The sequence below is a fragment of the Acinetobacter sp. neg1 genome (assembly GCF_000788125.1).
Classification (GTDB): Bacteria; Pseudomonadota; Gammaproteobacteria; order Pseudomonadales; family Moraxellaceae; genus Acinetobacter; species Acinetobacter vivianii.
Window position 1 is genome coordinate 1,118,496 of the sequence record NZ_JSZD01000006.1, and the last position, 24,820, is coordinate 1,143,315.

At 40.4% G+C, this 24,820-nt stretch carries 24 protein-coding genes; 13 read left to right on the plus strand and 11 right to left on the minus strand.

Annotated elements, in window-relative coordinates; translation table 11 throughout:
* The first annotated feature begins 120 nt into the window (after positions 1–120).
* The 3 genes from PJ15_RS06245 to PJ15_RS06260 all read left to right on the plus strand — a co-directional run bounded on the left by PJ15_RS06245 (position 121) and on the right by PJ15_RS06260 (position 2,683).
* On the plus strand, positions 121–879 hold the full coding sequence (locus PJ15_RS06245) for a Nif3-like dinuclear metal center hexameric protein (RefSeq protein WP_047428992.1): 759 nt from the start codon (positions 121–123) through the stop codon (positions 877–879).
* A gap of 326 nt (positions 880–1,205) precedes the next feature.
* Entirely contained in the window at positions 1,206–1,829 is a 624-nt protein-coding gene (locus tag PJ15_RS06255; protein WP_047428995.1) for a superoxide dismutase, read from the plus strand.
* Positions 1,830–2,056: 227 nt separating this feature from the next.
* Entirely contained in the window at positions 2,057–2,683 is a 627-nt protein-coding gene (locus PJ15_RS06260; RefSeq protein WP_004638474.1) for a superoxide dismutase, read from the plus strand.
* A 299-nt stretch (positions 2,684–2,982) separates the two neighbouring features.
* On the opposite strand, the gene PJ15_RS06265 is transcribed toward PJ15_RS06260, so the two are convergent.
* Positions 2,983–4,587, minus strand: a complete 1,605-nt coding sequence (locus tag PJ15_RS06265) for an isocitrate lyase (RefSeq protein WP_004773636.1) — start codon at positions 4,585–4,587, stop codon at positions 2,983–2,985.
* A gap of 530 nt (positions 4,588–5,117) precedes the next feature.
* On the opposite strand from PJ15_RS06265, the gene PJ15_RS06270 reads away from it, so the two are divergent.
* Both PJ15_RS06270 and PJ15_RS06275 read left to right on the plus strand, forming a co-directional pair.
* Positions 5,118–6,107 (plus strand): LysR family transcriptional regulator, encoded by a 990-nt coding sequence (locus PJ15_RS06270; protein ID WP_004773639.1) that lies wholly within the window; start codon positions 5,118–5,120, stop codon positions 6,105–6,107.
* A 143-nt stretch (positions 6,108–6,250) separates the two neighbouring features.
* Positions 6,251–7,579 (plus strand): hemolysin family protein, encoded by a 1,329-nt coding sequence (locus PJ15_RS06275; protein ID WP_004773640.1) that lies wholly within the window; start codon positions 6,251–6,253, stop codon positions 7,577–7,579.
* Positions 7,580–7,617: 38 nt separating this feature from the next.
* Here PJ15_RS06275 and PJ15_RS06280 read toward each other — a convergent pair whose 3' ends face one another.
* Together PJ15_RS06280 and PJ15_RS06285 are read right to left on the minus strand one after the other, a co-directional pair.
* Positions 7,618–7,881: a ribosomal protein L7/L12 gene (locus tag PJ15_RS06280; protein WP_047428998.1), complete on the minus strand. Its 264-nt coding sequence runs from the start codon at positions 7,879–7,881 to the stop codon at positions 7,618–7,620.
* Positions 7,882–7,936: 55 nt separating this feature from the next.
* A complete protein-coding gene (locus PJ15_RS06285) occupies positions 7,937–8,452 on the minus strand; it encodes a hypothetical protein (protein WP_004773643.1) in 516 nt (171 codons plus the stop codon).
* A 222-nt stretch (positions 8,453–8,674) separates the two neighbouring features.
* Here PJ15_RS06285 and PJ15_RS06290 point away from each other — a divergent pair, with 222 nt between their 5' ends.
* A complete protein-coding gene (locus PJ15_RS06290; RefSeq protein WP_005258754.1) occupies positions 8,675–9,223 on the plus strand; it encodes a DUF2239 family protein in 549 nt (182 codons plus the stop codon).
* Between the two features lie 49 nt (positions 9,224–9,272).
* On the opposite strand, the gene PJ15_RS06295 is transcribed toward PJ15_RS06290, so the two are convergent.
* From PJ15_RS06295 to PJ15_RS06310, 4 genes are all read right to left on the minus strand, one after another.
* Entirely contained in the window at positions 9,273–9,554 is a 282-nt protein-coding gene (locus PJ15_RS06295; RefSeq protein ID WP_047429000.1) for a hypothetical protein, read from the minus strand.
* Positions 9,555–9,701: 147 nt separating this feature from the next.
* Entirely contained in the window at positions 9,702–11,315 is a 1,614-nt protein-coding gene (cysN, locus tag PJ15_RS06300; RefSeq protein ID WP_047429002.1) for a sulfate adenylyltransferase subunit CysN, read from the minus strand.
* Between the two features lie 83 nt (positions 11,316–11,398).
* Positions 11,399–12,307: a sulfate adenylyltransferase subunit CysD gene (cysD, locus tag PJ15_RS06305; protein WP_005231558.1), complete on the minus strand. Its 909-nt coding sequence runs from the start codon at positions 12,305–12,307 to the stop codon at positions 11,399–11,401.
* Between the two features lie 324 nt (positions 12,308–12,631).
* Complete coding sequence (locus PJ15_RS06310; RefSeq protein ID WP_047429004.1) at positions 12,632–14,083, minus strand: capsule assembly Wzi family protein; 1,452 nt, start codon at positions 14,081–14,083, stop codon at positions 12,632–12,634.
* Between the two features lie 168 nt (positions 14,084–14,251).
* Here PJ15_RS06310 and PJ15_RS06315 point away from each other — a divergent pair, with 168 nt between their 5' ends.
* Positions 14,252–14,746 (plus strand): DUF2059 domain-containing protein, encoded by a 495-nt coding sequence (locus tag PJ15_RS06315; RefSeq protein ID WP_047429006.1) that lies wholly within the window; start codon positions 14,252–14,254, stop codon positions 14,744–14,746.
* A 56-nt stretch (positions 14,747–14,802) separates the two neighbouring features.
* Here the strand turns inward: PJ15_RS06315 and lysS are convergent, their stop codons facing one another.
* Both lysS and PJ15_RS06325 read right to left on the minus strand, forming a co-directional pair.
* A complete protein-coding gene (gene lysS, locus PJ15_RS06320; protein WP_004773657.1) occupies positions 14,803–16,329 on the minus strand; it encodes a lysine--tRNA ligase in 1,527 nt (508 codons plus the stop codon).
* A gap of 158 nt (positions 16,330–16,487) precedes the next feature.
* Positions 16,488–16,925 (minus strand): SRPBCC family protein, encoded by a 438-nt coding sequence (locus PJ15_RS06325; protein ID WP_005258764.1) that lies wholly within the window; start codon positions 16,923–16,925, stop codon positions 16,488–16,490.
* A 348-nt stretch (positions 16,926–17,273) separates the two neighbouring features.
* Between PJ15_RS06325 and rubA the strand changes: the two genes are divergently transcribed.
* From rubA to oxyR, 4 genes are all read left to right on the plus strand, one after another.
* A complete protein-coding gene (gene rubA, locus PJ15_RS06330; RefSeq protein ID WP_004678010.1) occupies positions 17,274–17,438 on the plus strand; it encodes a rubredoxin RubA in 165 nt (54 codons plus the stop codon).
* Positions 17,439–17,520: 82 nt separating this feature from the next.
* Positions 17,521–18,702: a rubredoxin reductase RubB gene (gene rubB / locus PJ15_RS06335; protein WP_047429021.1), complete on the plus strand. Its 1,182-nt coding sequence runs from the start codon at positions 17,521–17,523 to the stop codon at positions 18,700–18,702.
* Positions 18,703–18,785: 83 nt separating this feature from the next.
* The gene (estB, locus tag PJ15_RS06340; RefSeq protein WP_004773662.1) at positions 18,786–19,730 is read left to right on the plus strand and encodes an esterase EstB; all 945 of its coding nucleotides are present in this window, start codon (positions 18,786–18,788) and stop codon (positions 19,728–19,730) included.
* 6 nt (positions 19,731–19,736) lie between these two features.
* Positions 19,737–20,642, plus strand: a complete 906-nt coding sequence (gene oxyR, locus PJ15_RS06345) for a LysR family transcriptional regulator OxyR (protein WP_004773664.1) — start codon at positions 19,737–19,739, stop codon at positions 20,640–20,642.
* A 54-nt stretch (positions 20,643–20,696) separates the two neighbouring features.
* Here the strand turns inward: oxyR and dusB are convergent, their stop codons facing one another.
* Positions 20,697–21,722, minus strand: coding sequence for a tRNA dihydrouridine synthase DusB (gene dusB, locus PJ15_RS06350; RefSeq protein WP_047429023.1), 1,026 nt, complete (start codon positions 21,720–21,722; stop codon positions 20,697–20,699).
* Positions 21,723–21,804: 82 nt separating this feature from the next.
* Here dusB and PJ15_RS06355 point away from each other — a divergent pair, with 82 nt between their 5' ends.
* The gene (locus PJ15_RS06355; protein WP_005258773.1) at positions 21,805–23,013 is read left to right on the plus strand and encodes a DUF1615 family protein; all 1,209 of its coding nucleotides are present in this window, start codon (positions 21,805–21,807) and stop codon (positions 23,011–23,013) included.
* Positions 22,980–23,654 (plus strand): HAD family hydrolase, encoded by a 675-nt coding sequence (locus tag PJ15_RS06360; protein ID WP_047429024.1) that lies wholly within the window; start codon positions 22,980–22,982, stop codon positions 23,652–23,654. Before PJ15_RS06355 ends, PJ15_RS06360 begins: the two co-directional genes overlap by 34 nt.
* 25 nt (positions 23,655–23,679) lie before the next feature.
* Here PJ15_RS06360 and proB read toward each other — a convergent pair whose 3' ends face one another.
* A complete protein-coding gene (gene proB / locus PJ15_RS06365; RefSeq protein WP_004773675.1) occupies positions 23,680–24,813 on the minus strand; it encodes a glutamate 5-kinase in 1,134 nt (377 codons plus the stop codon).
* Between the last annotated feature and the right edge of the window lie 7 nt (positions 24,814–24,820).

Sequence of the window (24,820 nt, forward strand, 5' to 3'; positions counted from 1 at the left end):
TGTAAAGTAAATTGCTTAAAATCAATGCAAAAGTTAAAAAAGTTTTGTCTAGCTTTAGTTACATTTAAAAATATGTTTTTATTGACGTCTATAAAAGCTGTTAATCATTTGAGGAATCGCATGGCAAATTTGCATGATATTGTGCACTGGTGTAATCAAACTTTAAAAGCAAATGAGTTTAAAGACTATGCGCCAAATGGCTTACAAATTGAAGGCAAAGCCGAGGTCAATAAAATTTTATGTGCTGTGACCGCTTCTGAAGATGCAATTGATGCAGCCATTGCTCAACAGGCAGATGCTTTACTGGTTCATCATGGCTATTTTTGGAAAGGCGAACCCTACCCGATTACAGGCATGCGTGGCAATCGCATTAAAAAACTGATTCAAAATAATATTTCTTTGATTGCCTATCATCTGCCTTTAGACGCGCATCCAAGCTTGGGCAATAACGCAGCGATTGCTGATTTAATCGGTTTACATAATCTTGAAGCACTGGATGCATCGGAAAAACATCCAATTGGCAATATTGCTTATTTAGACAATGCATTGAGTCCCGAGCAATTCAAGGCAAAATTACAGGCTATTTTTGATTTTGACATTATGCATCTGCCAACTGATAAAACGACGATCCAAAAAGTAGGCTTTTGCACAGGCGCAGCTCAGGATTTTATTGGCAAAGCAGCGCAAGAAAATTGCGATGCCTATATTTCTGGTGAAGTCAGTGAACGTACTTTCTATGAAGCCAAAGAATTAGGTGTTCACTATTTTGCTTGTGGTCATCATGCGACTGAACGTTATGGTGTTCAGCGTTTAGCACAAGCAATTGCAACGCAGTTTGCCATTGAATCTGAATATTTTGAACTCAACAATCCGATCTAAACTTTCTCAAGTTTATGCAATTGAGTGAGACTCTTTTCATTCAATTGCATTTCGCCAATCCTCAAGTACCATGCAGATCAATTATCTGCTGATCCCAAGTATCCCTATTCAACCTACAGCCAGATTTTAAAGCGTAAATAAGTACGTGCTTTAGACCATTTACTCGTCCCCCATCCAACCTATAAATAAAATTTATTTTTAATTCATTTTCACCGATAAAAAAGTAGCCAATAAATGTATTGATTATCATTTGTATTTAAATAAATAATAAAAGCGCTTTAATCCATCGTTATAAAACTACATTGATTACAAAAGGAATCAAACACATGGCCTATTCTTTACCTGCACTTCCTTATGCTTATGATGCACTCGAGCCCAATATTGATACCAAGACAATGGAAATTCATCATAGTAAACACCATCAGACCTATATCAATAATATTAATGGCGCAATTGAAGGCACAGAATGGGAAAAACTTTCAGTGGAAGAACTGGTTGCCAAAGTCAATGAAGTTCCTGCTGAGCTTAAAAACATGGTCATCAATAATGCTGGTGGACATGCCAATCACTCACTGTTCTGGACGGTCATGAGCCCACAAGGTGGCGGAGCGCCTACAGGTGATATTGCTGAAGCGATTGATCAGCAACTCGGTGGCTTTGATGCATTCAAGGATGCTTTTACCAAAGCAGCGATTAGCCGTTTTGGAAGTGGTTGGGCGTGGTTGAGTGTGACACCTGTAGGTAAAATTGTAGTAGAAAGCAGCGCCAATCAGGACTCTCCACTAATGCATGGTCATACCCCTATTTTAGGACTGGACGTATGGGAACATGCCTATTACCTAAAATATCAAAACCGTCGCCCTGAATATATTGCTGCATTTTATAACGTCGTGGATTGGAAGGAGGTCAATCGCCGCTACCATGAGGCATTAAAAGCAATAAAAAATTGATTTTAAATAATAAAGTTAAAAATTTATTCTTGATCAAGGTAGATTAGAGTCATCAAAAAAATAAACTTAAAGATCCATTGGCTCTAATTCTATCTTGTGTATGGTATATGTCTCAGATGGAAATTTTTTGCATATTTTGTGTATTAAAAGACTGCCCTATTGCATGCAGAATCATTTACAATAAAAGCACTTAATGTAAAACCCAGCAAATTTGCAAGGAATGAAACATGACAACCATTACTTTACCTGCACTTCCATATGGCTATGACGATCTAGCGCCACATATCACTCGCGAAACTTTAGAATACCATCACGACAAACACCACAATACTTATGTTGTTAACTTAAACAACTTAATCAAAGGTACTGACCTTGAAGGTAAAACTTTAGAAGAAATCATCAAAGCTTCTGCTGGTGATGCATCTAAAGCAGGTATCTTCAACAATGCTGCTCAAGTATGGAACCACACGTTCTACTGGAACAGCATGAAGCCAAACGGTGGTGGTAAACCTACAGGTGCGATTGCAGCGAAAATCGACGAAGCTTTTGGTAGCTACGAAAAATTTGCAGAAGAATTCACTGCTGCTGCAACAACTCAATTCGGTTCAGGTTGGGCTTGGTTAGTTGCTGACGAAGTAAACGGTAAATTATCTATTACTAAAACTGCCAATGCAGACACCCCACTTGCTCACGGTCAAATCGCTGTATTGACAATCGACGTTTGGGAGCATGCTTACTACATCGACTTCCGTAACTTACGTCCAAAATACATCGCGACTTTCTTAGAAAGCTTAGTAAACTGGGACTATGCAAATGCTAAACTTGCAGGTCAACCAGCAGGTGTTGAGAAATAAGTTTTTATTTCTTCAATAAAAAAACTGCTCTTGATGAGCAGTTTTTTTATATCTATATTTTTCAACAGTTCCCCCCTTTCTATCATTCTTTTAGCATCCATTTCTCTAATAAATAAAAAGCTCGCTCACCTATCTTTATTCATTTTTCAAATACAACACTTCTGCTCATTTATAATTATAAAAAACTGTTTCTCACCTTTCCTAAATCAAAGATTTATTTTGAGCCATACATTCTTTAAACCTTTAAACAATAAAAAAAACCCTGCTTTCGCAGGGTCTTTTTTGAATCAGTTCAGTGCTTAGTGAGCAGCGAATTGGTTCATTGTGTTTTTAGCATCATCATGTGCTTTAAGTGCGTTGTCACCAGAGAAGATTTCTTTGTGATCATCACCGATGTCAGAACCCGCCATTGCTTGGTGTTTAACACAAGCGATACCGCCACGGATTTCTTTACGTTGTACGCCAGCAACATAAGCCAACATACCTTCAGTACCGAAGTAACCTTGTGCAAGCTCATGCGTAGAAAGAGCAGCAGTGTGGTAAGTCGGAAGTGTGATCAAGTGATGGAACACACCCGCTTCACGAGAAGCGTCTGCTTGGAAAGTACGGATCTTAGCATCAGCATCAGCAGCTAATTCAGTATTGTCATACTCAGCGCTCATTAATTTAGCACGGTCGTATGCAGAAACGTCTTTACCTTCAGCAACCCAACGGTCGTAAGCTTGTTGACGGAAGTTTAAAGTCCAGTTGAATGATGGGCTGTTGTTATAAACAAGCTTCGCATTTGGAACTGTTTCACGTACACGGTTAACCATGTGAGCGATTTCTTCTACGTTTGGAGTCGCAGTTTCGATCCAAAGAAGGTCAGCACCATTTTGAAGGCTAGATACACAGTCAAGTACAACACGGTCAATTTGAGTGTCAGGACGGAACTGATATAAGCCAGAAGCTAAACGCTTAGGACGATGTAATTTACCATCACGCTTGATCAGGATTTCATCTTCTTGAGCATCAGCGATGTCAATTTCAGTTGTGTCTAAGTAGCTGATATATTGAGAAGCGATGTCGCCTGGCTCTTTAACCACTGGGATTTTTTGAGTCAAGTCAGCGCCTTCAGAGTCAGTACGCGCAACGATGATACCGTCATCAAGACCCATTTCTAAGAATGCATAACGTAATGCATGGATTTTAGCAATGAAATCTTCGTGTGGAACAGTTACTTTACCAGCTTGGTGACCACATTGTTTTGCGTCAGATACTTGGTTTTCGATTTGAAGTGCGCATGCACCAGCTTCGATCATTTTCTTAGCAAGTAAGTAAGTCGCTTCTTCGTTACCGAAACCAGCGTCGATGTCAGCAATAATTGGCACAACGTGAGTTTCAAAGTTGTCGATTTGAGCAGTGATTTCAGCCGCTTTAGCAGTATCACCTGCTTCTTGTGCTTTTTTAAGTGCACGGAATAAATCGTTTAATTCTTTTGCATCAGCTTGACGTAAGAAAGTGTAGATTTCTTCGATCAAAGCAGGAACAGATGTTTTTTCATGCATTGATTGGTCAGGAAGTGGACCAAATTCTGAACGAAGTGCAGCAACCATCCAACCAGAAAGGTAGATATAACGACGTTCAGTTGTACCGAAGTATTTTTTGTTCGCAATCATTTTTTGTTGTGCGATGAAACCGTGCCAGCAACCTAATGATTGAGTATATTTGCTAGAATCGGCATCATAAGCAGCCATATCACGACGCATAATCGCAGCTGTGTATTTAGCAATGTCTAAACCAGTTTTGAAACGGTTTTGTAGTTGCATACGAGCAGCATCTTCAGGACTAATATCTGCCCAAGTATTGCCAAATTTTGCTTTTAATTCGCGGATTGCATCAATCGCTGTTTGATATGTAGTCATGATCTATTCCTTTGAGGATTGGCATCGAACGGGGGCTAAAAATCCTGATTTTATTTAGTCTAGATTTCAAGCGCCTCATCAACATGAATCAAAGCTTAGTCTTTGGCAAGCGATTTATCCAATATTCTGGCTTAATCTTCAGTATTTTCTTAGAAAATGTATGTATAGGCTTTTATCAAAACCCTCAAAAATAAGACATAAGCAATTGTTTTTAATTAATTTTCAAGATACACCAAAATGTATAAAAACCCTATTTCAGGCCATTTTTCTAGACTGATCAGTTCAAAAAATGCGAAAAAACAGGCGCTCAAATCGTAAAAAGATATAAATTTCTACCCTGTTTTATGCCTGCTCCAAAAAAGTAATTGAGCTAAAATCAACCAATCTAAATTTAATAAATTAACTCAATGTGCCAAGTTCCATGACACACCTTATGGCTGTTGCTTTTATGTAGGATTAAGTTACACAAAAGGCTTTAGATATGTCATAATTCAACACAATTTAAGGATTTTATTTTCGGTATTTTTTTTATGAATCTGGAGCGGGTCGATCTTAATTTATTAATTTATCTTGACGTACTTCTTCGTGAAAAAAATGTCACACGCGCCGCAGAGCAACTCGGTGTTACCCAGCCTGCGATGAGTAATATTTTACGTCGTTTACGTAACTTATTTAATGATCCCCTACTGATTCGCTCTTCTGAAGGTATGACGCCTACTGAACGTGCATTGGAATTACAACCTCGTATTCGCGATGCGCTGTCAGATCTTTCCATGATTTTAGAGCCGCGTACTGAATTCCGTCCTTATACCAGTACTCGCGTGTTTCGTATCATGACTTCGGATTATGCCGAAGCAACCTTAGTGCCTCGCCTTGTCAAGGCATTGCGCTCGGAAGCGCCAAATGTTGTACTGGATTTCTTAACGCCGAGTGACGTGTCTTATCGAGACATGGAGCAAGGTAAAGTTGATCTCGCCATTAACCGCTTCAATGAAATTCCACAAAGTTTCCATCAGGTTCTGGTCTGGCGTGATAGCTTTAGCTGTATCTTAAATGACAAACACCCTGCTGTGACTCACTTAAACCTGAAAAGCTATTTAGATGCACAGCATATCTGGGTATCAAAAACAGGAATGGGTGTGGGCTTCGGTGTGAATCCAGATAAACAGGCAGGTCTTGGCTGGATTGATCAAGCTTTAGAACGTATTGGTCAACGTCGTAAAATTTCAGTGTTTACCCGTCATTATCAAATGCCAGCGCTGTTAGCACAAAATGTAGATTTGATTGCGACCTTGCCAACACGTATGGCACGTTTGCAAACACAGAATCCAAAACTAGTTATAAAGGATCCTCCATTTTATATTCCTGAATTTGAATTAAAAATGGCTTGGTGTCCTTTACTGCATCATCATCCTGCACATCGTTGGTTAAGACAGCTTATCCTGTTTGTTGCACGACAGATGATCGAGGAAGAGAATCGTGAATTTCTGTTAAATAACTCACAGTTTTCACAATACTAAAATATTGCTCTATAATAATATTTAATTCCCTATGGATATGCTTGTTTCTTAAGCGAAATTGTTATAACGAGGTAATGATTTGATTACCTCTGTTCTTTTTTGTGTTACAACATATTCATAATAATATGCAACACAGGTGATGTGTGAGTCTCTTCCAAAATATTATTGTTATCGCCCTGCTTATTTCAGCAGCAGGCTTTTTATCACTCACAGAAATTGCTCTCGCTGGCGCTAGAAAAGTTAAATTAAAAATTTTGGCCGAATCTGGCGAAACCCGCGCACAAAAAGTTTTAGATCTACAAGAACAATCCGCTGACTTCTTCGCAGCCTCGCAAATTGGTTTAAATGCTGTTGCAATCTTAGGTGGTATTCTCGGTGAAGCAGCCTTCCGACCTTTCTTCGTTGACCTGATTGTACGGGTTTATTCAGGCCCTTGGTTAGAGACGATTGGTTTTGCCCTTTCCTTCACCATGGTCACCTCTTTATTTATTTTATTTGCCGATCTTATGCCAAAACGTTTGGCAATGATTGCGCCAGAAAAAATTGCCATTAGCGTGATTGAGCCGATTCAGATTTTTATTAAAATCTGCAAGCCGTTGGCATGGGGCATCAATGCGATTGCCAATCTGCTATTCCGCCTATTCAAGGTCAATACCATTCGTGACGACAATATTACCTTTGATGATATTTCAGCGGTCATGGATGCAGGTGCACAAGCTGGGGTTTTACAAAAGCAAGAACATCATTTTATTGAAAACGTGTTTGAACTCGAAGAACGTACTGTTCCTTCAAGTATGACCACACGTGAAAATGTAGTGTTTTTCACCCTGACAGAACCTGAAGATAGTATTCGTCAAAAACTGGGCGAATATCCTTATTCAAAATTTCTAGTTTGTAATGAACATATTGATCAGGTGATCGGCTATGTCGATGCCAAAGATATTCTGGTCCGTATTCTCAATAAACAGTCTTTTACACAACTGAATGAATCAACCATTCGTAATGTGTTAATGATTCCAGATACCTTAACCCTGTCAGAATTACTAGACCGCTTCCGCTCAACCAAAGAGAAATTTGCAGTCGTCATTAATGAATATGCCTTGGTTGTTGGCGTGATTACCCTAAGTGATATCATGATCACGGTCATGGGTGACTGGGTCACTCCAATGGATGAAGAACAGCAGATTATTAAACGCGACAATCATTCCTGGCTCATTGATGGTGGCACACCAATCGAAGACGTCAAACATGTTTTGGAAATTGAAGAGTTTCCTGAAAATGAGAATTACGAAACTATTGCTGGCTTTATCATGTATCGCCTCCGCAAAATCCCGCGTCCTGCTGATGCCGTAGAATATGCTGGATTCAAGTTTGAAGTGGTCGATATTGACCATTATAAAATTGATCAATTACTTGTCACCCAAGTTTTACCAAGTCAGGAAAATGAGTCTCTCACCACTTCCGAAGACTAAGCAAAGAACAAAAATAAAGCCCGATTTACGGGCTTTATTTATTTCACTACAAACCAGATCAGAACAGCCAATATCACAATAATAAAGACAATAACCTTTATTCCACCACAACTTTTCTGCGCCAACTGCTCCTGCACATGGGCCTGTTCTTGTGGGTGTTCTTGCAAATACTGATCGATTAAATCTTTTGATTCCTTTAAACCCAATCCTGTTTGCTCACGTGTAATCTTGATGGCATCAATCAACTGCCCTTCACGTAATACATTTAATGCTTCAGGTGGAACACGAGGAAATGAACTCATAAACTAACAATCCTTGTTATGTTTGACGATGAGCAGAACGGGCTACTATCCGCGCTTAGTTTCCGCCGAGTTGTGCCAACAATGTATCCAAAGTCGCTTGATAATGGATCGTAATATCTTCTGCTAAAATCTTATACGCATTGTCAAATTGAACCATTGGCCAGCCTTCTTTCCAAAATGGAAAAATATTGTGCAAGTCATGGGTCACCGTCGCATCTTCACGACCAATGGCCTGTGCAACCTGAGCAAGTACCTGTGCAGTTTCTGCACCATCAATGGCTAAATAATCAATTCCACGCGCTTTTAAAATGCGAATACGGTCTTTTTTATAACGGATTTTTTTAGCCTGACCAGAATTCAAGCCCAATGCCAATGTCACAGCTTCAACGAACTTGTCTTCAAAACTTGTATTCAGTGCAACCAAAGCTTGTTTATGTGCTTCTTGACGACCAGCTTTCCCCCCATTACGGATAATCTCATTTGCTTCCGTATCCAGCTTATCTTTTTTCATAGACTGTAAAATGTCTAAAACTTCGATATCGCTTAAAGATTCAGGAGATTGCTCAATCATGGGAGACCTTATACACATAAATAAAGAAACATTGTCTCATAAAAGCGTTATCAAAGCAGAATAAAAATGAAAATTGGCATTCTATCTGCATAATTTTTTATATCGGTTTCCAAAATCTACCCCAACGAGTTCAGGTTCCTTTTAGAAGATGAATGAATTTGTTTGCCAATTTATTTTTACCCTGATAATATTGTTTTACCCGTATAAAAATATTTAAATAAAATGAATACTCAAAATACCTATACTGCTTTTTCAGGTCACACGCTGATTGCTCAAGCGCAACTTCCTGACATTGCATTAAAGCTCAAACATCTTTCTGAAACTGCCGAGAATATTTTGATTTTCAATGATCAAACTGGCCGACAAATTGATCTTGATCTTTCTGGCTCTGAACAAGAAATCCAACAACGTTATAGCGAGCCTGAGCCAGCAAAGAAAGTTGGGCGACCGAAGCTCGGCGTTATCTCTCGTGAAATTACTTTACAGAAAAAACATTGGGACTGGTTAGACCAACAGAGTGCCAGTGCATCAGCCGTGATTCGAAAGCTGATAGATAAGGAATTGAATGACCCAGCATCTGAAAGCAATATCATGCTTGCCAAGCAAGCCACTGATCGCTTTATGTCGGCGATGTTAGGCAACATGCCCAATTACGAAGAAGCAACTCGTGCTTTGTATCAGGGTGATCAGGCTGTTTTCTTAAAACTAATTAAAAACTATCCTTTAGATCCCCAACAATATATTTGTAGATTATCCATGCATGCCTTTTAAAAAGGCAGCTTTGATTTATTAAGAAGCCCCTATTGCAGGGGCTTTTTTTTCAGGCTAAGTTTTTCTTTTCTTTATACTCTTTTACCTTTCGATCACTCACATCCTCTGGATAACAATAAGGTGTGTATCCGCCTGCACGGTTATAGGCACTACGTTTTCCACAGCGACTGCCATTACGTGCAGTGTTATAGGGGCATGGGCAATTACCTGGATAGCTCTCAATAGATTCTTGAATAATTTTTCGTTTAATTGCCGCTGTGCTATTCCCTACCTGTTTGGCCTCAACATTAAAAGCCAGACATAAACCCATTAAAAATAATATTTTTTTCATAAATACCTCTCTAAGGCAGGCATTGTATAGAGAAATATTTTATGTGAAATATCATATATATTTTAAATGATTTATTATTAGACGGTTAAAGCCATAAGCATAAAAAAAACCCGCTTACGCGGGTTTTTTTCAAATCAATTCAGTCTATTAAAGACGAACCAATTCCACTACTTTCTCAGCGGCTTCTTCAACTGTTTCAGCAGTAATATCTGTATCTGTAACGTCCACAGTCGTTGTAATAACCACCACACCTGTTTCACGTAACAATGCAATTTGCTCAGCCGTTAAATTAGCTTTTGCAATCGCAACCACACCTTGCTGAATCAACAAGCTCTCTAAAGCTTGAGCTTTCTCGACTAACTGTGCAGAAACACCAATCACCGCAGGCTTCTGACCTAAACGACCTGCACGATCTTCCGCAGTCACAGGATTGCTATGTGCCGTCCATTCAACTGCCGCTTCAACCATACCTGCACCAACAGTGACGTTGCTTAAACGGTCAATAAAGATAAATGAACCTGTATAACGGCTGTCTTGATATTGGTCAAAGACCACTGGTGCATCAAACTCAACCACTACATCCGCAATTGCATTCAGTTCAAGCTCTTCAACTTGCGTATGCTCTAATGTATTTACATTGACACGGAAGTTAATTGCAGTGACTTTAGCCGGAACTGTCTGAGTACCAATTTTGACGTTGTAAAGCTTACCTTTCACCAATGGATGTTCATTCATCCAGACCACTGAAGCACGTACACTACGTGAAATCAAAGGCTGCTCGCCCGCACGGACTAAAACGTTACCACGAGAAATATCAATTTCATCATTTAAAGTTAAAGTCACGGCCTGACCTGCAACGGCCTGCTCAAGATTGCCATCAAAAGTGACAATCTCTTTCACCGTTGATTTCTTGCCTGATGGCAATGCAACAATCTCATCACCCACATTGATTGCACCTAATGCAATCGTTCCGGCAAAACCACGGAAATCAAGGTTTGGACGGTTTACATACTGAACTGGGAAACGGAATTCATGTTTATTTGATTCGCGCTTAATTTCCACAGACTCAAGAATGCTCATCAAGGTTTGACCCTTGTACCATGGCGTGCTTGCAGATGGGTTCACCACATTATCGCCATTCAATGCCGAGATTGGCACGAATAAAATATTCTCAGGACGACGATCGCCAAGTTGGCTTACAAATGCATCATATTCAACCTGAATTTCGTTGAAACGCGCTTCAGAGAATTCAACCAAGTCCATTTTATTAATCGCAACGACGATATTTTTAATACCGAGTAAGCTAGCAATAAATGAATGACGGCGAGTTTGCGTTTGCACACCATAACGTGCATCAATCAGGATAATGGCAAGATCGGCAGTGGATGCACCTGTTGCCATGTTACGTGTGTATTGTTCATGTCCAGGCGTATCCGCAATGATGAACTTACGCTTTTCAGTAGAGAAATAACGATAAGCTACATCAATGGTAATACCCTGCTCACGTTCAGCCTGTAGACCATCGACCAGCAAAGCAAGGTCAGGTGCATCACCTGTAGTTCCCACTTTCTTACTGTCGCGTGTTACAGCTTGCAATTGATCTTCATAAATCAATTTTGAATCGTAAAGTAAACGACCAATTAAAGTACTTTTACCATCATCGACGTTACCGCAAGTCAAAAAGCGCAATAAGTCTTTTTGTTCATGTTGTTTTAAATAACCCAAGATATCTTGGCTAATAAGATCTGATTGATGAGACATTGCTCAAAACTCCACATATTCTTTAGAAATCGCTTTTAATCCCCCTAAATCCCTCTTTAAAAAGAGGGACTTGCTTAAGGAAACTAGAAATAACCTTCTTGCTTTTTCTTTTCCATCGAGCCCGCTTCGTCGTGGTCAATCATACGACCCTGACGCTCAGAACTGGTTGCTAAAAGCATTTCCTGAATAATTTCAGGCAAGGTATCTGCTTCAGACTCAACTGCCCCTGTTAACGGATAACAGCCAAGTGTACGGAAACGTACCGATTTCATTTGTGGAACTTCACCCTCTTTTAAGCGCATACGTTCATCATCCACCATGATCAACGTGCCACTGCGTTCAACCACAGGACGAACTGCAGAGAAATAAAGAGGAACAATCTGGATATTTTCCAGATAAATATATTGCCAGATATCTAACTCAGTCCAGTTCGATAATGGGAATACACGAATACTCTCACCCTTGTTCACTTTACCGTTGTAAAGATTCCAAAGTTCTGGACGCTGGTTCTTAGGATCCCAACGATGCTTACTATCACGGAACGAATACACACGTTCTTTGGCACGTGATTTTTCTTCATCACGACGAGCGCCACCAAATGCAGCATCAAACTGATACTTATCCAAGGCTTGCTTTAAACCTTGGGTTTTCATGATGTCGGTATATTTTGAACTACCGTGATCAAATGGATTGATCCCTGCATCACGACCTTCAACATTTTGGTGAACGATCAAATCAAAGCCGTGTGTTTTTGCCATGTTGTCACGGAAAGCGATCATGTCTTTAAACTTCCAGCCCGTATCTACATGCAACAACGGGAATGGAAGTTTTGCCGGATAGAAAGCTTTGAGTGCAAGATGCAACATCACTGCTGAGTCTTTACCAATTGAGTAAAGCATCACAGGATTTTCAAATTCGGCTGCAACTTCACGAATAATATGAATACTTTCTGCCTCAAGTTGCTTGAGGTGCGTTAATCTATTTTCAGTCATGTACAATTTCCCCCTTATCCATGCTATCCATAAAATCTATAAGTAGTATCAAACCACCACTTTGAAGACTGTGTGGAGGAACGAGTGCCATAACAACTCCAATTTTTCATGATATCAAGATTCTTACTCGCGCTACTTTCACGATCGAGTAAAGGATATTCATTATAATAATTTAGATTCGATTCTTTAGCTTGTTTTTTCATATCAATATGCAAAATTATGATATGAAAATAAGTTTATGGAATATCAATACAACCACTTTCACATGAATAAATTAAAAAAAAGAAGCCCATCTGGACTTCTTTTTTATCGGCTCAACTTTGTTTAAAAGCGGAACATTTTTGTTTCTAATGGAATTTCAACGCCTACAGAAACACCACCATCACTGCCATGTAGGTCAGAATCACTCACCCAACCATTCACTTTCAATGGAATTGTTGGTTTTAGATAATGTGTCCAGGTTACATCTAAACCTTTAATCTTATCTGCTTTAGGAAATGCATCGTTATTCAATTCGACACGGCTTGTTTGACTGACATTTGCATATAGTAAACGTCCACTCAGGCGATTCATCACATCAAAACGAATATCACCACCAACCGAATACATTTGACCATCGCCACCCATTGCATGACCTAATGGGAACCCATGCTGGTAGTAACCATCTTTATATGTGGTATGGCTATATGAAATACCTTTTGCTTCGCCATTGGTACGTGTGTCCGCCCATTCTGCGTAGAGTTGGTACGGCATATTTTTATAGCTTGATGAGAAATCGGCACCACCGAGGTACATATATTTTGCAGGTAGACCACCTGCTTCATCTTCACCTACAAATTGTGTATATAAACTAACTGGCACATTAAATAATGGTTGTAAGAATAAGCGACCATCAAAGCCCGCAATCTGGTTAGATGGATCTTCTTTACCTGTACCACCATTGTCTTTGGTGCCTGTCCAAGCATCCCATAATGAGCTAAAGCTTTCAGGTCGTCCTTCTCCACCCCACTGAATCGCACGTGAAGCACCGAGTTCTAAAGCTGGAAATGGTCGTGCAGTTAAGCGCAAACCAATTAATTTTGTGTCGGGAACAGCTTTATAATCATCTAACTGACCAGCAAAAGCCTGATATTGCCACGGCCCAATCCAAGACAACCATTTGGTTTCAAATGCATCTTGAACTGCACGTTGCATTGTCACACCATATACTGGACGGCTGGCATCACCACGAATCAAGCTGCCATCATGTCCCGGTCCCCAATACGTCGGAATTTGACCAGCGACAATCCATTGGTTCCAAAGTTTACCTGCGATATACGAACCTTCGACATTGACGTCGTTTCCATTATCAATCAATGGATCTTTCTCTCCATTGACACGCAGTTTGGCATCCCAATTCTCGCCACCTGCATTAAACTCAACAGCTGCCTGATATTGAGATTTCTGGTTATCACCAAAAGCCTGAGGAACAGTTTTAAGATCAGTACCTGCATGTAAACCGACTTTGACTGTTTCATTATCTGCCTGTAATGCATTCAATACAGAGTTAATGACTTTCTGCTGCGTGTTATTGCTCACTTTTGCTTGTGACAATGCACGTTGAATTTCATCACCGCTCATTGGCCAAGTCGATGTACTGATTTGGATGACACCTTGCTGGTTTAACCAGTTTAAATCCGTTCTTAAATTTTCATCGTTGAGTACAAGACCCTGAGCAAATACAGGAGAAGAAAGAGCAGCAAATAATGCGATACAAAGCGATTTTTTTAAAAACATGTCCAGACTGTTCTCAAATTTATTTATGGACACATGATCGTTGGTTTATGAGCACATTTCAATCGTCAAACGAAACAATTACATTTTTTAACATGCAGGATAAAATTGACAATAATTGATGCCTATCAGTAACATTTATTTCACCTATAACACGACTGAAATCAAATAATGAAAATTATTGCGACATTTATTATTGCGGTAGCAATCTCAATTCCTGCGTTTGCTCAGCCAGCGTCAAACCAATCTGTAAAAGAGTTATTAAAGATAACCAAGTCTGAACAATTTCTTGGTCAAATGAGTCAGCAGATGAATAGCATGATGCATTCAAATATGGATAAGATCACTCAAGGCAAAAAATTAACAACAAAACAAGAACTTGCCATGGTTAATTATTCTCAGGAACTTGGCAAAATTATGCAAGAGGAATTGACATGGGCAAAGTTAGAACCAGAAATGATTAAAATCTATGCCGAAGAATTTACCCAAGAGGAAATTAATGGCATGATCCAATTCTATAAAACACCTGTAGGGCAATCCATGATTGATAAAATGCCAATCGTGATGCAAAAAAGCATGCAAGTGGGCTATAAACGAATGGATAGCGTTACACCTAAAATTATGCAGGCCGCAGAAAAGTTAGCAAAAGAAATGCAAGCTGAATAACTCATTCAAGCATAAAAAAAGCCACGCTAAACGTGGCTTTTTTAAGATAAAGAATATTAATCTTTACGGCGCATATGCGGGAATAAAAGTACATCACGAATACTTGGTGCATTAGCAAATAACATCACCAAACGGTCAATACCAATACCCTGACCTGCTGTAGGCGGTAAACCATATTCCAATGCTTCAATAAAGTCAGCATCGTAATGCATTGCTTCATCATCACCTGCATCTTTTTCAGCAACCTGTGCCTGGAAGCGCTCAGCCTGATCAATCGGGTCATTTAACTCAGAGAAGCCATTGGCTAACTCACGACCACCGATAAAGAATTCGAAACGATCCGTAATATGCGGATTGTCGTCATTACGGCGTGCAAGCGGTGAGGTTTCAGCTGGATATTCAGTAATGAATGTTGGCTGGCGTAACTTAGTTTCTACCGTTTCTTCAAACACGATCGTTTGCAACTTACCTAAACCAAAACCAGGTTTAACTTGCTCTTTTAACACTTCTTGAGTAAATTTCGCCAAGAACTCACGATCATTGACATTTTCAGGGGTGAAATCTGGGTTATGTTCAAGAATCGCATCAAACATTGAGATTTTCTTGAATGGGCCTTTGAAGCTATAAACTTCTTCACCATACGGCACATCAGTAGTACCTAAAATATCAATTGCCAGCTTTTCAAGCATATTCTCAGTCAATACCATCAAGTCTTTATAGTCAGCATAAGCTTGATAGAATTCGATCATGGTGAATTCTGGGTTATGACGTGTTGAAACACCTTCGTTACGGAAGTTACGGTTAATTTCAAACACACGCTCGAAACCACCAACAACCAAACGTTTCAAATAAAGTTCTGGTGCGATACGGAGATAAAGCTCCATATCCAATGCATTATGATGCGTGACGAACGGCTTCGCAGATGCGCCACCTGGAATCACATGCATCATCGGCGTTTCAACTTCCATGAAACGTTCATTGGTTAAGAATGCACGAATACCCGCTACCACTTTGGCACGAATCTCGAAAGTCTTACGCGTTTCTTCGTTTACAATCAGGTCGAGATAACGTTTACGATATTTCGCTTCAGTATCAGTTAAACCATGGAATTTGTCTGGCAGTGGACGTAATGATTTAGTCAGTAATTCAAAACCTTCAAGGTGTACATATAAGTCACCTTTACCAGAACGACCGATATAGCCTTCAGCAGCAATAATATCGCCAAGATCCAGACTCTTGATCGTTTCTAAAACGTCTGCTGGTAAACCTTTACGATCCACATAAAGTTGGATACGACCTGTCATGTCCTGAATCACGATAAATGATCCACGGTTAAGCATCACACGACCAGCAACCTTGACATAAACTTTTTCAGCACCTTCTATTTGTGCTTTATCTTGATCTTTAAATTGTTCTTGCAAATCAGCTGTATAGTGTTCACGTTTAAACGTGTTTGGCCACGGGCTCTTACCTGTTTGTTTTGCAGTCTCTTGGATTTGCTTTAACTTGGCATGACGCTGTGCGATTAAATCGTTTTCGGAAAGTGTTTGTTCAGAAGTCGATTGAGCGTTTTGTTGCGTCATCTCTGCCTCGATTAAGTAAAAAATGAAGTGACATAGAATAGCAGATCACAACCCATTTTCGTATTATTTCAATCAGACAATTCAAAAAAATGAATATTTATCAATTTTGAATCGAGATTACGCAACAGTTGGCCTGGTTAAATCAACATTCTCAGAGCTTATTTTTCAGCCAGATGTTTGACCATGGCGAGTCCCTGATCAAAGCCTTTATTCATAAATTCTACATGCTCTGGCTGAATATCCACTTCAACATGCAGTTGCGTTTCGCCATTAAAATCGAACAACATATATTTTTCCAAAGCGCCTACCCAGTCTTTGACTTCATCACTGTCCAGATCTTCCTGACCATTCTTGATCATTCCCAGATGTTTAAACACAACCTCTTTCGGTTCATCCAGACTTTCAATGGTAGAGACCATGCCATTGCCTTTACCATCACCAAAATAGGTTCTACCCCCTATTTTCCAGTCTGTTTTCATGGTGGAATCACAGGCAAAGAACTTAGTCCATTCTGGATAACTTTCAGGTGACCAAAGCACCTGCCAGACTTTTTCAGGGGTCGCATAAATTTTAATATTATAAGATAAGGTTTCCATGCGCTATTCTCCTTCTATCGTTGTTTTCTTCATCATAACTTGATTTTGAATGTTTGTTTTTTATACATACTATTTTTATACGATTGGCTTTATTCATTATATAAATCCTGAACTTTTGATAAAAATTTAGAGCAATTGCTCAAATAACAAGACTTTCAGATAGAATTGCCATATCGCTTTTTGAATAAATGATTAAACTCTTGCATTTACTTTACTTAAATGTCGTTCTGCGTAAAAATCTAATTCCCGATTAACATAAGTTAGTTCCTATTGCAGCGATCATAGCGACATTACGGAATAGTTTTACTGAAAGGCAACTTGAGCATACCGATCAGTTTGGAGAGTCACATGAAAAAATATCAATGTATCGTTTGTGGTTGGATTTACGACGAAGCAGAAGGTTGGCCACAAGACGGCATTGCAGCAGGAACCAAATGGGAAGATATTCCTGATGACTGGACTTGCCCAGATTGCGGCGTTTCAAAAGCTGATTTTGAAATGGTTGAAATCTAAAGATCAAAGAAAAAAGACTATGAAAATCATGGTCTTTTTTTCTGAGCGTTCATTTTTAAATAAGAAAATACTGGAGAATATAATGCACCCTATCGTCATCATCGGATCAGGTATGGCTGGATATACCGTTGCACGAGAATTTCGCAAATTAAGCCCAGAGCAAGAGCTGGTCATGATCTGTGCGGACGATGCGGTAAATTATGCAAAACCAACATTATCAAATGCCTTTGCAGGTAAAAAAGCACCCGAACAAATTGCGTTAGGCGATGCTGCAAAAATGGCGACCCAATTGAATATGCGCATCGAAGCAGAAACTTGGGTCAAAGAAATCCATGCCGAAAAACATGAAATTATTTTAGAAAAAAATGGCGAAAGCATTACCCAACCTTATTCAAAATTGGTCCTCGCAGTCGGCGCAAATCCAATCCGTTTAGCGATTGCGGGTGACGGTAGCGAAGACATCCACGTAGTGAACTCCCTGATTGACTATCGTACTTTCCGTGAAAATCTGTCGAAACGTAAAGACAAACGTGTTGTGATTCTGGGTGCCGGCCTGATTGGCTGTGAATTTGCCAATGACTTACTGCACAGTGATTATGAAGTAACGGTCATTGATCTTGCACCACAGCCTTTAGGTCGTTTATTGCCAAACCATGTGGCAGATGCATTTAGAACCAATTTAGAACAGGCAGGTATTAAATTTGCTCTTTCAACGACCGTTGAAAAAGTCACGAAAATTAATGATGGCGAAGACTATGCAGTCACTTTAGCCAATGGTCAAACCTTAGTTGCAGATATTGTCCTTTCTGCAATTGGTTTACAGCCAAATATTGCTTTAGCTAAGGCAGCAGACATCCAGACCAGTCGTGGCATCATTACCAATACTTTATTAGAAACCAATCAGGCTGATATTTATGCCGTGGGTGACTGTGCTGAAGTGAATGGTACTTTGCTTCCATTTGTCATGCCGATCATGCAACAAGCCCGTGCCTTAGCAAAAACCTTGAGTGGTCAAAGTACTGCTGTTCACTACCCTGCCATGCCAGTCGCAGTGAAAACCCCTGCCGCACCATTAACCGTATTACCAGCACCACTGGATGTTGAGGTGAACTGGGAAACTGAAGAATTTGAAGATGGGATGCTTGCGAAAGCCGCAGATGGCGAAGGTACCTTAAGAGGATTTGTTCTGTTAGGTGCAACTGCGGGTAAACAACGTTTAACCTTAACCAAACTGGTTCCGGACTTGATTCCAGCACAGGTTTAGGTTTTAAATACGAGGGTTTGCTGAGAAAAGAATGTCCAGCAAGCCCTTAAGCGATAAAAAGAATTCAATTCGGAACGAATATCATGAACAGTGCCCTCCAGTTTAATGTGTCGCCATACGCTTCCTTTATGCAAGAAACCAAAGTAACTTTGGGCAATGGCATTGAATTGCATGTTGAAATTGGTGGTAATCCTGAACACCCAACGATTTTACTGATCATGGGTTTAGGCGCACAAATGTTATTCTGGCCTGATTTTTTCTGTAAGGCACTGATTGATCAAGGCTTCCGAGTCATCCGTTTTGATAACCGTGACATCGGTCTATCTTCTAAAATCCGTAATAAAGGCAAAAGGCTCAATACCATGAAATTGATGAGCCGCTTTATGTTCGGTCTGGGTAATGAAGGTGCACCCTACACGCTTTATGATATGGCTGATGATGTTGCGATGCTGATTGACCAGCTTGGCCTAGAGAAAACCTATATTCTGGGTGCCTCTATGGGCGGTATGATTTCACAAATTGTTGCGGCAAAATATCCAGAAAAAGTGGAAAAGGTCGGCTTATTATTTACCAGCAATAATCAACCGCTTCTACCACCACCTTATCCGAAACAACTTTTTAGCCTACTCGGTAAGCCAGCTGCACATGATGAAGAAACTATTATCAATCACAGCCTGAATGTTTTCCGTATTATTGGTTCGCCAGGTTATGTCAATCCAGTTGAATCAATTCAAACCATTCGCAAATTATATCGTCGTAGTTTTTATCCAGCGGGTGTACTTCAACAGTTTTTAGCAATATTATGTACGGGTTCTCTGTTACCATTGAACAAAACGATGACTCAGCCGACACTGGTTGTACACGGATCAAAAGACCGACTGTTACCACCAAGTCACGGGAAAGCTGTTGCAAAAGCAATTTCTGGTGCTAAGTTTGAATTAATCCAAGGAATGGGGCATGATATTCCTGCACATTTCATTCCACAACTTAGTGGTTTGTTTGCTCACCACTTTAGATCATCACACTAGGACTCTATGGCTGCATTACCCTCATTAAGACAGCTATCATATTTAGTTACGTTGTCAGAAACTTTACATTTTACTGAAGCAGCGCGTCGTTCCTTTGTCACCCAGTCGACTCTGTCTGGCGGCATCATGGAATTAGAGCGCTTATTAGGTGGCGTCTTAGTTGAGCGTGATCGTCAAAACGTCCGTTTAACACCTTTGGGTGAACAGGTTGTGGCACGTGCCCGCGTACTACTTGCCGATGCTCAGGATTTGATGCGCTTAAGCCGTGAAATGAGTGAACCACTCACAGGTGATTTGCATCTTGGTATTATTCCAACGATTGCGCCATTTATCCTGACGCAATTGCTAGAAGAAGTGCATCAACAACTGCCAAAAATCCAGTTGCATCTACATGAAGCGCAAAGTGAGAAAATTGTAGAAAAGCTGGAACACGGCAATCTGGACATGATTGTACTGGCTCTTCCTTTCGACACACGCAGCCTTAAAGTTGCCGAAATTGCGAAAGAACATTTGTTCTTGGTGTACAACAAAAAAGATACCAATGCGGCAAATGCAAACTCTCTCGATGACCTCGATTTATCACGCCTGATGTTGCTTGAAGAAGGACACTGTTTACGTGACCATGCTTTAAGTGCCTGCCCTGTGGGTGAGCGTAAAAATGATCACCGTTTAAAAGCGAGCTCATTGCCAACACTGGTGGAAATGGTATCGTCTGATCTTGGCTTTACCCTGTTACCAGAGATTGCCTTGAAGAACAGCATGATTCACTTTAATGAAGATATTGACGTGAAATCGATTGAAGCTGCCCCAAGCCGTACGCTGGCCCTAGTCACACGTAAAAGTACGCCATTACAAAGTGAATTTGATGTGATTCTGCAAATTCTGCAAAAAATCACTGCTCACTTAGAATAATCAAATAAAAAGCCTGTAATTGATTACAGGCTTTTTTACATCAAACAAGACTAATTATTTAATATCCAGCAAATTAACTTGCTCAGCCTGCACATCGCTCATCCGCTGCCCTTGATCCAGTAATTGATCAAAGTAACTCTCAACGACTTTTGCCTGCTCCGCGGTATTTTCCACTTTGTACATATTCTGACGAAACTCATTACTTGAACGTAATCCTTTGGTGTACCAAGCAATATGCTTACGCGCGATACGACAGCCAGAATACTCACCGTAGAACTCATACAGTTCAGCCAGATGTCCCAATAAAACTGCCTTAACTTCTGCAATATCTGGCGCGGCGAGATGTTCACCCGTTTTCAAATAGTGAGCAATTTCCCGAAAGATCCATGGTCGGCCTTGAGCAGCACGCCCGATCATAATGGCATCTGCGCCTGTGTAATCCAGCACATATTTAGCTTTTTCAGGACTATCAATATCACCATTGGCAATCAATGGAATATCAATCAGCTCTTTCACCTGCTTGATCAGTTCATAACGTGCCGTATTTAAATACATATCTTCACGGGTACGACCATGTAAAGCTAAGGCAGCAATTCCTGACTCTTCGGCACGTTTCGCCACACGTAAAATATTTTCATGACCATTTAAAAAGCCCAAACGGGTTTTCAAGGTTACAGGCACATCAACGGCTGCAACTACGGCATCCAGAATACGGGCGACGAGATCTTCATCTTGTAATAACGCCGAACCTGCCAATTTATTGCAGACTTTTTTGGCTGGACAACCCATATTGATATCAACAATTTGCGCCCCATTTGCCACCTGATAACGTGCGGCTTCCGCCAGTTGTTCAGGATCAGAACCTGCGATTTGTGCAGAGATTGGCGCCAGCTCACCATCAAAATTAGCCCGATAAAGGCTCTTCTTGCTCATGCGCAAGGTCTTGTCTGCGGTCATCATTTCACTGACTGCATGTCCTGCACCAAAGTACTTACATAGCGTTCTAAATGGACGGTCTGTTACGCCGGCCATAGGGGCAACGATCAAATTATTTGACAGTTGATACGAACCAATATACATATATTTTCTTACAATTTCTGACCAACATAGTATACTTCATTCGCCCGTTCGGCTCATCTTTTTGTGCGGTGTTGTCTTCATTATGAACAAATCTGTTTCGACTCGTCCTCTACTCAAAACATTTAGCCTGTTGGCAATTAGCATAAGCTTAACTGCTTGTGGCGATAATGCTTGGTGGTCAAATAGTAAAGAACCTGAAATGAAGGCAGAACAGATCAAAAAAGTTCTTCCGCCGCGCGTAAATGATCGTGAGTCATGGTCGCAAGATATTTTTGACATCATGCAACAATTGAGTATTCCGAAATCCAAGCAAAATGTGTGCAGCATTGTGGCGGTCGTGGATCAGGAATCTAACTTTGTTGCCGACCCTGCTGTTCCTGGCTTAGGTGAAAAAGCTGTTCAGGAAATCAATACCCGACTCAAGGAAAAGTTCGAAGCCAAGCTAGGTGAAACGATTGGCGGTACGGTGGCAGGTTATTTCGAAGATGTGTTGAAAAATCAGCCTTCTCCAGAAAATAATTACATGAGCCAGATGCGCAAAGTAAAAACTGAACGCGAACTGGATCTCCTCTATCGTGAAATCTTTGACTATATGTCAAAGCATTATCATGTGAGTGCTTTAACTGGTGCTGCTAAATTAATTGGCCAAGATATTGGCGAGAAAATGAATCCAATCACCACGCTGGGTTCAATGCAAGTACATATTAACTATGCCAAAGAGCATAAGCGCCAAAGTGGCAATATTGCAGAATTGCGTGATGACCTCTATACCCAATACGGTGGGTTATATTATGGTATTCATCGCCTAATGGAATATTCGACCGATTATGATAAAGCCATTTACCGCTTTGCAGACTATAATTCGGGGATGTATTCAAGCCGTAATGCTGCTTTCCAAAAGATGCTTGAAGTAATCCAAGATAAAGATCTTGATTTAGATGGCGATTTATTACTTTATAATAAAGATGGTAATCCACAATCCGCATTGAGCCAGTCAGAAAAAGAAATTATTGCTGCATTTACCAGTAATAGGATTTTGGTGACGCCACGTCAAATTCGTGCGGATTTAAAGAAAGAAAAAGAGAGAAAATTTGAAGATACACAGACTTACCTAGCGGTTCAAAAACTCTATCAAACTAAAACTAATAAAGAACCAATTTATGCAATTATGCCTGAGGTGATTATTTCAGGGCCTAAACTCAGCCGTGATTACAATACCAATTGGTTCGCAAGTCGTGTAAATGGACGATATGAAGCATGCATGCAAAGAGCGAAACGTATAAAACTGTAAATCTTGCCTTATTTGATTTTGATGGAACACTTTATCCCAAAGACAGTTTCACGGGATTTATTTTCTTTGCGCTATCAAAACGCCACATTGTTAAAAGAGGTCTGAAAATCCTGCCTTGGATTCAGGCCTACTATTTACGCCTTTACCCTGCGCATGCAATGCGACCACGTCTATTTGAAACCATGTTTAAAGATACGCCGATCGATTTTGTGGAAAAATTAGCACAGGAATATACTCAAAAATTATTTAAAAAATTAGATCCAGATTTACTTAACCAACTTCGACAGCACCAACAACGCGGTGACCATGTAGTTCTGGTCTCGGCTTCGGTTGACCTTTATCTCGCTCCAATCTGTGATGTGCTCAAGATTGATTTAATCTGCACCCAGACCGAAACAAAAGATGGTCTGTTAACAGGAAAATATAGCTCTGAAGACTGTAGTTGCGAACAGAAGAAAGTACGTATTTTAGAAAAGTATCATTTAGACAATTATCATGCGGTTTATGCCTATGGCAATAGTGAAGAAGATTTAGAGATGCTTTCACTTGCAGACTACCCTTATATGATGGGTGAGCAAAAAGGATTACCAGTTCTGGATTCCAAATATACAAAATCAGTAGACATAAAAAAGCCCGCTTAAAGCGAGCTTTTTTATGGATGACAATTTAATAAATCGCCATATGATCTCGATGAATCATTTCAAGTGAACGTGCTTCACCTAACACCTGATAGACTTTTTCTGATGATAAACCTTTGATCATTTCTGCTGAACGTGAACTAAAATTGACACGCCCAACCGCAATACGACCACCGTTTTTATCAACACATTCCACCACATCACCACGATCAAAATGTCCTTCAATCGCTTTCACACCCACAGGTAAAAGACTACGGTGCTTGCGCTTAATCGCTTCAACGGCACCATCATCAATCACTAAACGCCCGGCCGTTTGCAAATGCGCTGCAAGCCATTGCTGATGTGCTGTGACTCGATCATTGTCTGTCGTAAATAAAGTGCCCAACATCTCGCCCGCCATTAAGCGTGCTAGTACATTGTCACTTTCACCACTGGCAATCAATGTCGGGCAACCTGATCTCGCTGCGAGACGTGCTGCACGAACCTTAGTCACCATACCGCCACGACCCAGTACACCACCGCCACCTGCCATCTCGAACAGGCTATCATCAAGTGCGCGAACGGCTGAAAACAGTTTCGCATCTGGATTACTGCGTGGATCAGAATCAAACATCCCCTGCTGATCTGTCAGGATAATGAGTAATTCTGCATGTACCTGACCTGCAACCATAGCAGCCAAGGTATCATTATCACCAAAACGGATTTCGTCAGTAGATACGGTGTCATTTTCATTAATGACTGGAATCACATGCCAATCAATCAGATTCTGCAATGCATCACATGAGTTGAGGTAACGACGACGATCAGCAAGATCATCATGCGTGAGTAAAACCTGTGCGGTCTGGATACCATGCTGATCAAGCACACTTGACCAAGTATGGATCAGGCCCATTTGGCCAATGGCCGCACAAGCTTGCAAACTGGGTAGATCGGTGGGTCGACTCGCAAGTTTCATGCGTACCATCCCTTCTGCAACTGCACCTGAAGACACCAGAATAATCTCATGTCCGGCATTGTGTAGATCTGCAATCTGTTTCGCCCAGTGCGAAATTGCATTTAAATCTAGACCTTGCCCATTTGCAGTGAGTAAAGATGATCCGATTTTAACAACGATTCGTTTACACGCATTGAGCTGACGTTGCCCATCGACCACTTCTATCATTTTTCCC

Bases quoted from the DNA above. Each gene is read 5' to 3' on its own strand.
- PJ15_RS06245 (WP_047428992.1), top strand. From the start codon at position 121: ATGGCAAATTTGCATGATATTGTGCACTGGTGTAATCAAACTTTAAAA.
- PJ15_RS06255 (WP_047428995.1), top strand. From the start codon at position 1,206: ATGGCCTATTCTTTACCTGCACTTCCTTATGCTTATGATGCACTCGAG.
- PJ15_RS06260 (WP_004638474.1), top strand. From the start codon at position 2,057: ATGACAACCATTACTTTACCTGCACTTCCATATGGCTATGACGATCTA.
- PJ15_RS06265 (WP_004773636.1), bottom strand. From the start codon at position 4,587: ATGACTACATATCAAACAGCGATTGATGCAATCCGCGAATTAAAAGCA.
- PJ15_RS06270 (WP_004773639.1), top strand. From the start codon at position 5,118: ATGAATCTGGAGCGGGTCGATCTTAATTTATTAATTTATCTTGACGTA.
- PJ15_RS06280 (WP_047428998.1), bottom strand. From the start codon at position 7,881: ATGAGTTCATTTCCTCGTGTTCCACCTGAAGCATTAAATGTATTACGT.
- PJ15_RS06285 (WP_004773643.1), bottom strand. From the start codon at position 8,452: ATGATTGAGCAATCTCCTGAATCTTTAAGCGATATCGAAGTTTTAGAC.
- PJ15_RS06290 (WP_005258754.1), top strand. From the start codon at position 8,675: ATGAATACTCAAAATACCTATACTGCTTTTTCAGGTCACACGCTGATT.
- PJ15_RS06295 (WP_047429000.1), bottom strand. From the start codon at position 9,554: ATGAAAAAAATATTATTTTTAATGGGTTTATGTCTGGCTTTTAATGTT.
- cysN (WP_047429002.1), bottom strand. From the start codon at position 11,315: ATGTCTCATCAATCAGATCTTATTAGCCAAGATATCTTGGGTTATTTA.
- cysD (WP_005231558.1), bottom strand. From the start codon at position 12,307: ATGACTGAAAATAGATTAACGCACCTCAAGCAACTTGAGGCAGAAAGT.
- PJ15_RS06310 (WP_047429004.1), bottom strand. From the start codon at position 14,083: ATGTTTTTAAAAAAATCGCTTTGTATCGCATTATTTGCTGCTCTTTCT.
- PJ15_RS06315 (WP_047429006.1), top strand. From the start codon at position 14,252: ATGAAAATTATTGCGACATTTATTATTGCGGTAGCAATCTCAATTCCT.
- lysS (WP_004773657.1), bottom strand. From the start codon at position 16,329: ATGACGCAACAAAACGCTCAATCGACTTCTGAACAAACACTTTCCGAA.
- PJ15_RS06325 (WP_005258764.1), bottom strand. From the start codon at position 16,925: ATGGAAACCTTATCTTATAATATTAAAATTTATGCGACCCCTGAAAAA.
- rubA (WP_004678010.1), top strand. From the start codon at position 17,274: ATGAAAAAATATCAATGTATCGTTTGTGGTTGGATTTACGACGAAGCA.
- rubB (WP_047429021.1), top strand. From the start codon at position 17,521: ATGCACCCTATCGTCATCATCGGATCAGGTATGGCTGGATATACCGTT.
- estB (WP_004773662.1), top strand. From the start codon at position 18,786: ATGAACAGTGCCCTCCAGTTTAATGTGTCGCCATACGCTTCCTTTATG.
- oxyR (WP_004773664.1), top strand. From the start codon at position 19,737: ATGGCTGCATTACCCTCATTAAGACAGCTATCATATTTAGTTACGTTG.
- dusB (WP_047429023.1), bottom strand. From the start codon at position 21,722: ATGTATATTGGTTCGTATCAACTGTCAAATAATTTGATCGTTGCCCCT.
- PJ15_RS06355 (WP_005258773.1), top strand. From the start codon at position 21,805: ATGAACAAATCTGTTTCGACTCGTCCTCTACTCAAAACATTTAGCCTG.
- PJ15_RS06360 (WP_047429024.1), top strand. From the start codon at position 22,980: ATGCATGCAAAGAGCGAAACGTATAAAACTGTAAATCTTGCCTTATTT.
- proB (WP_004773675.1), bottom strand. From the start codon at position 24,813: ATGATAGAAGTGGTCGATGGGCAACGTCAGCTCAATGCGTGTAAACGA.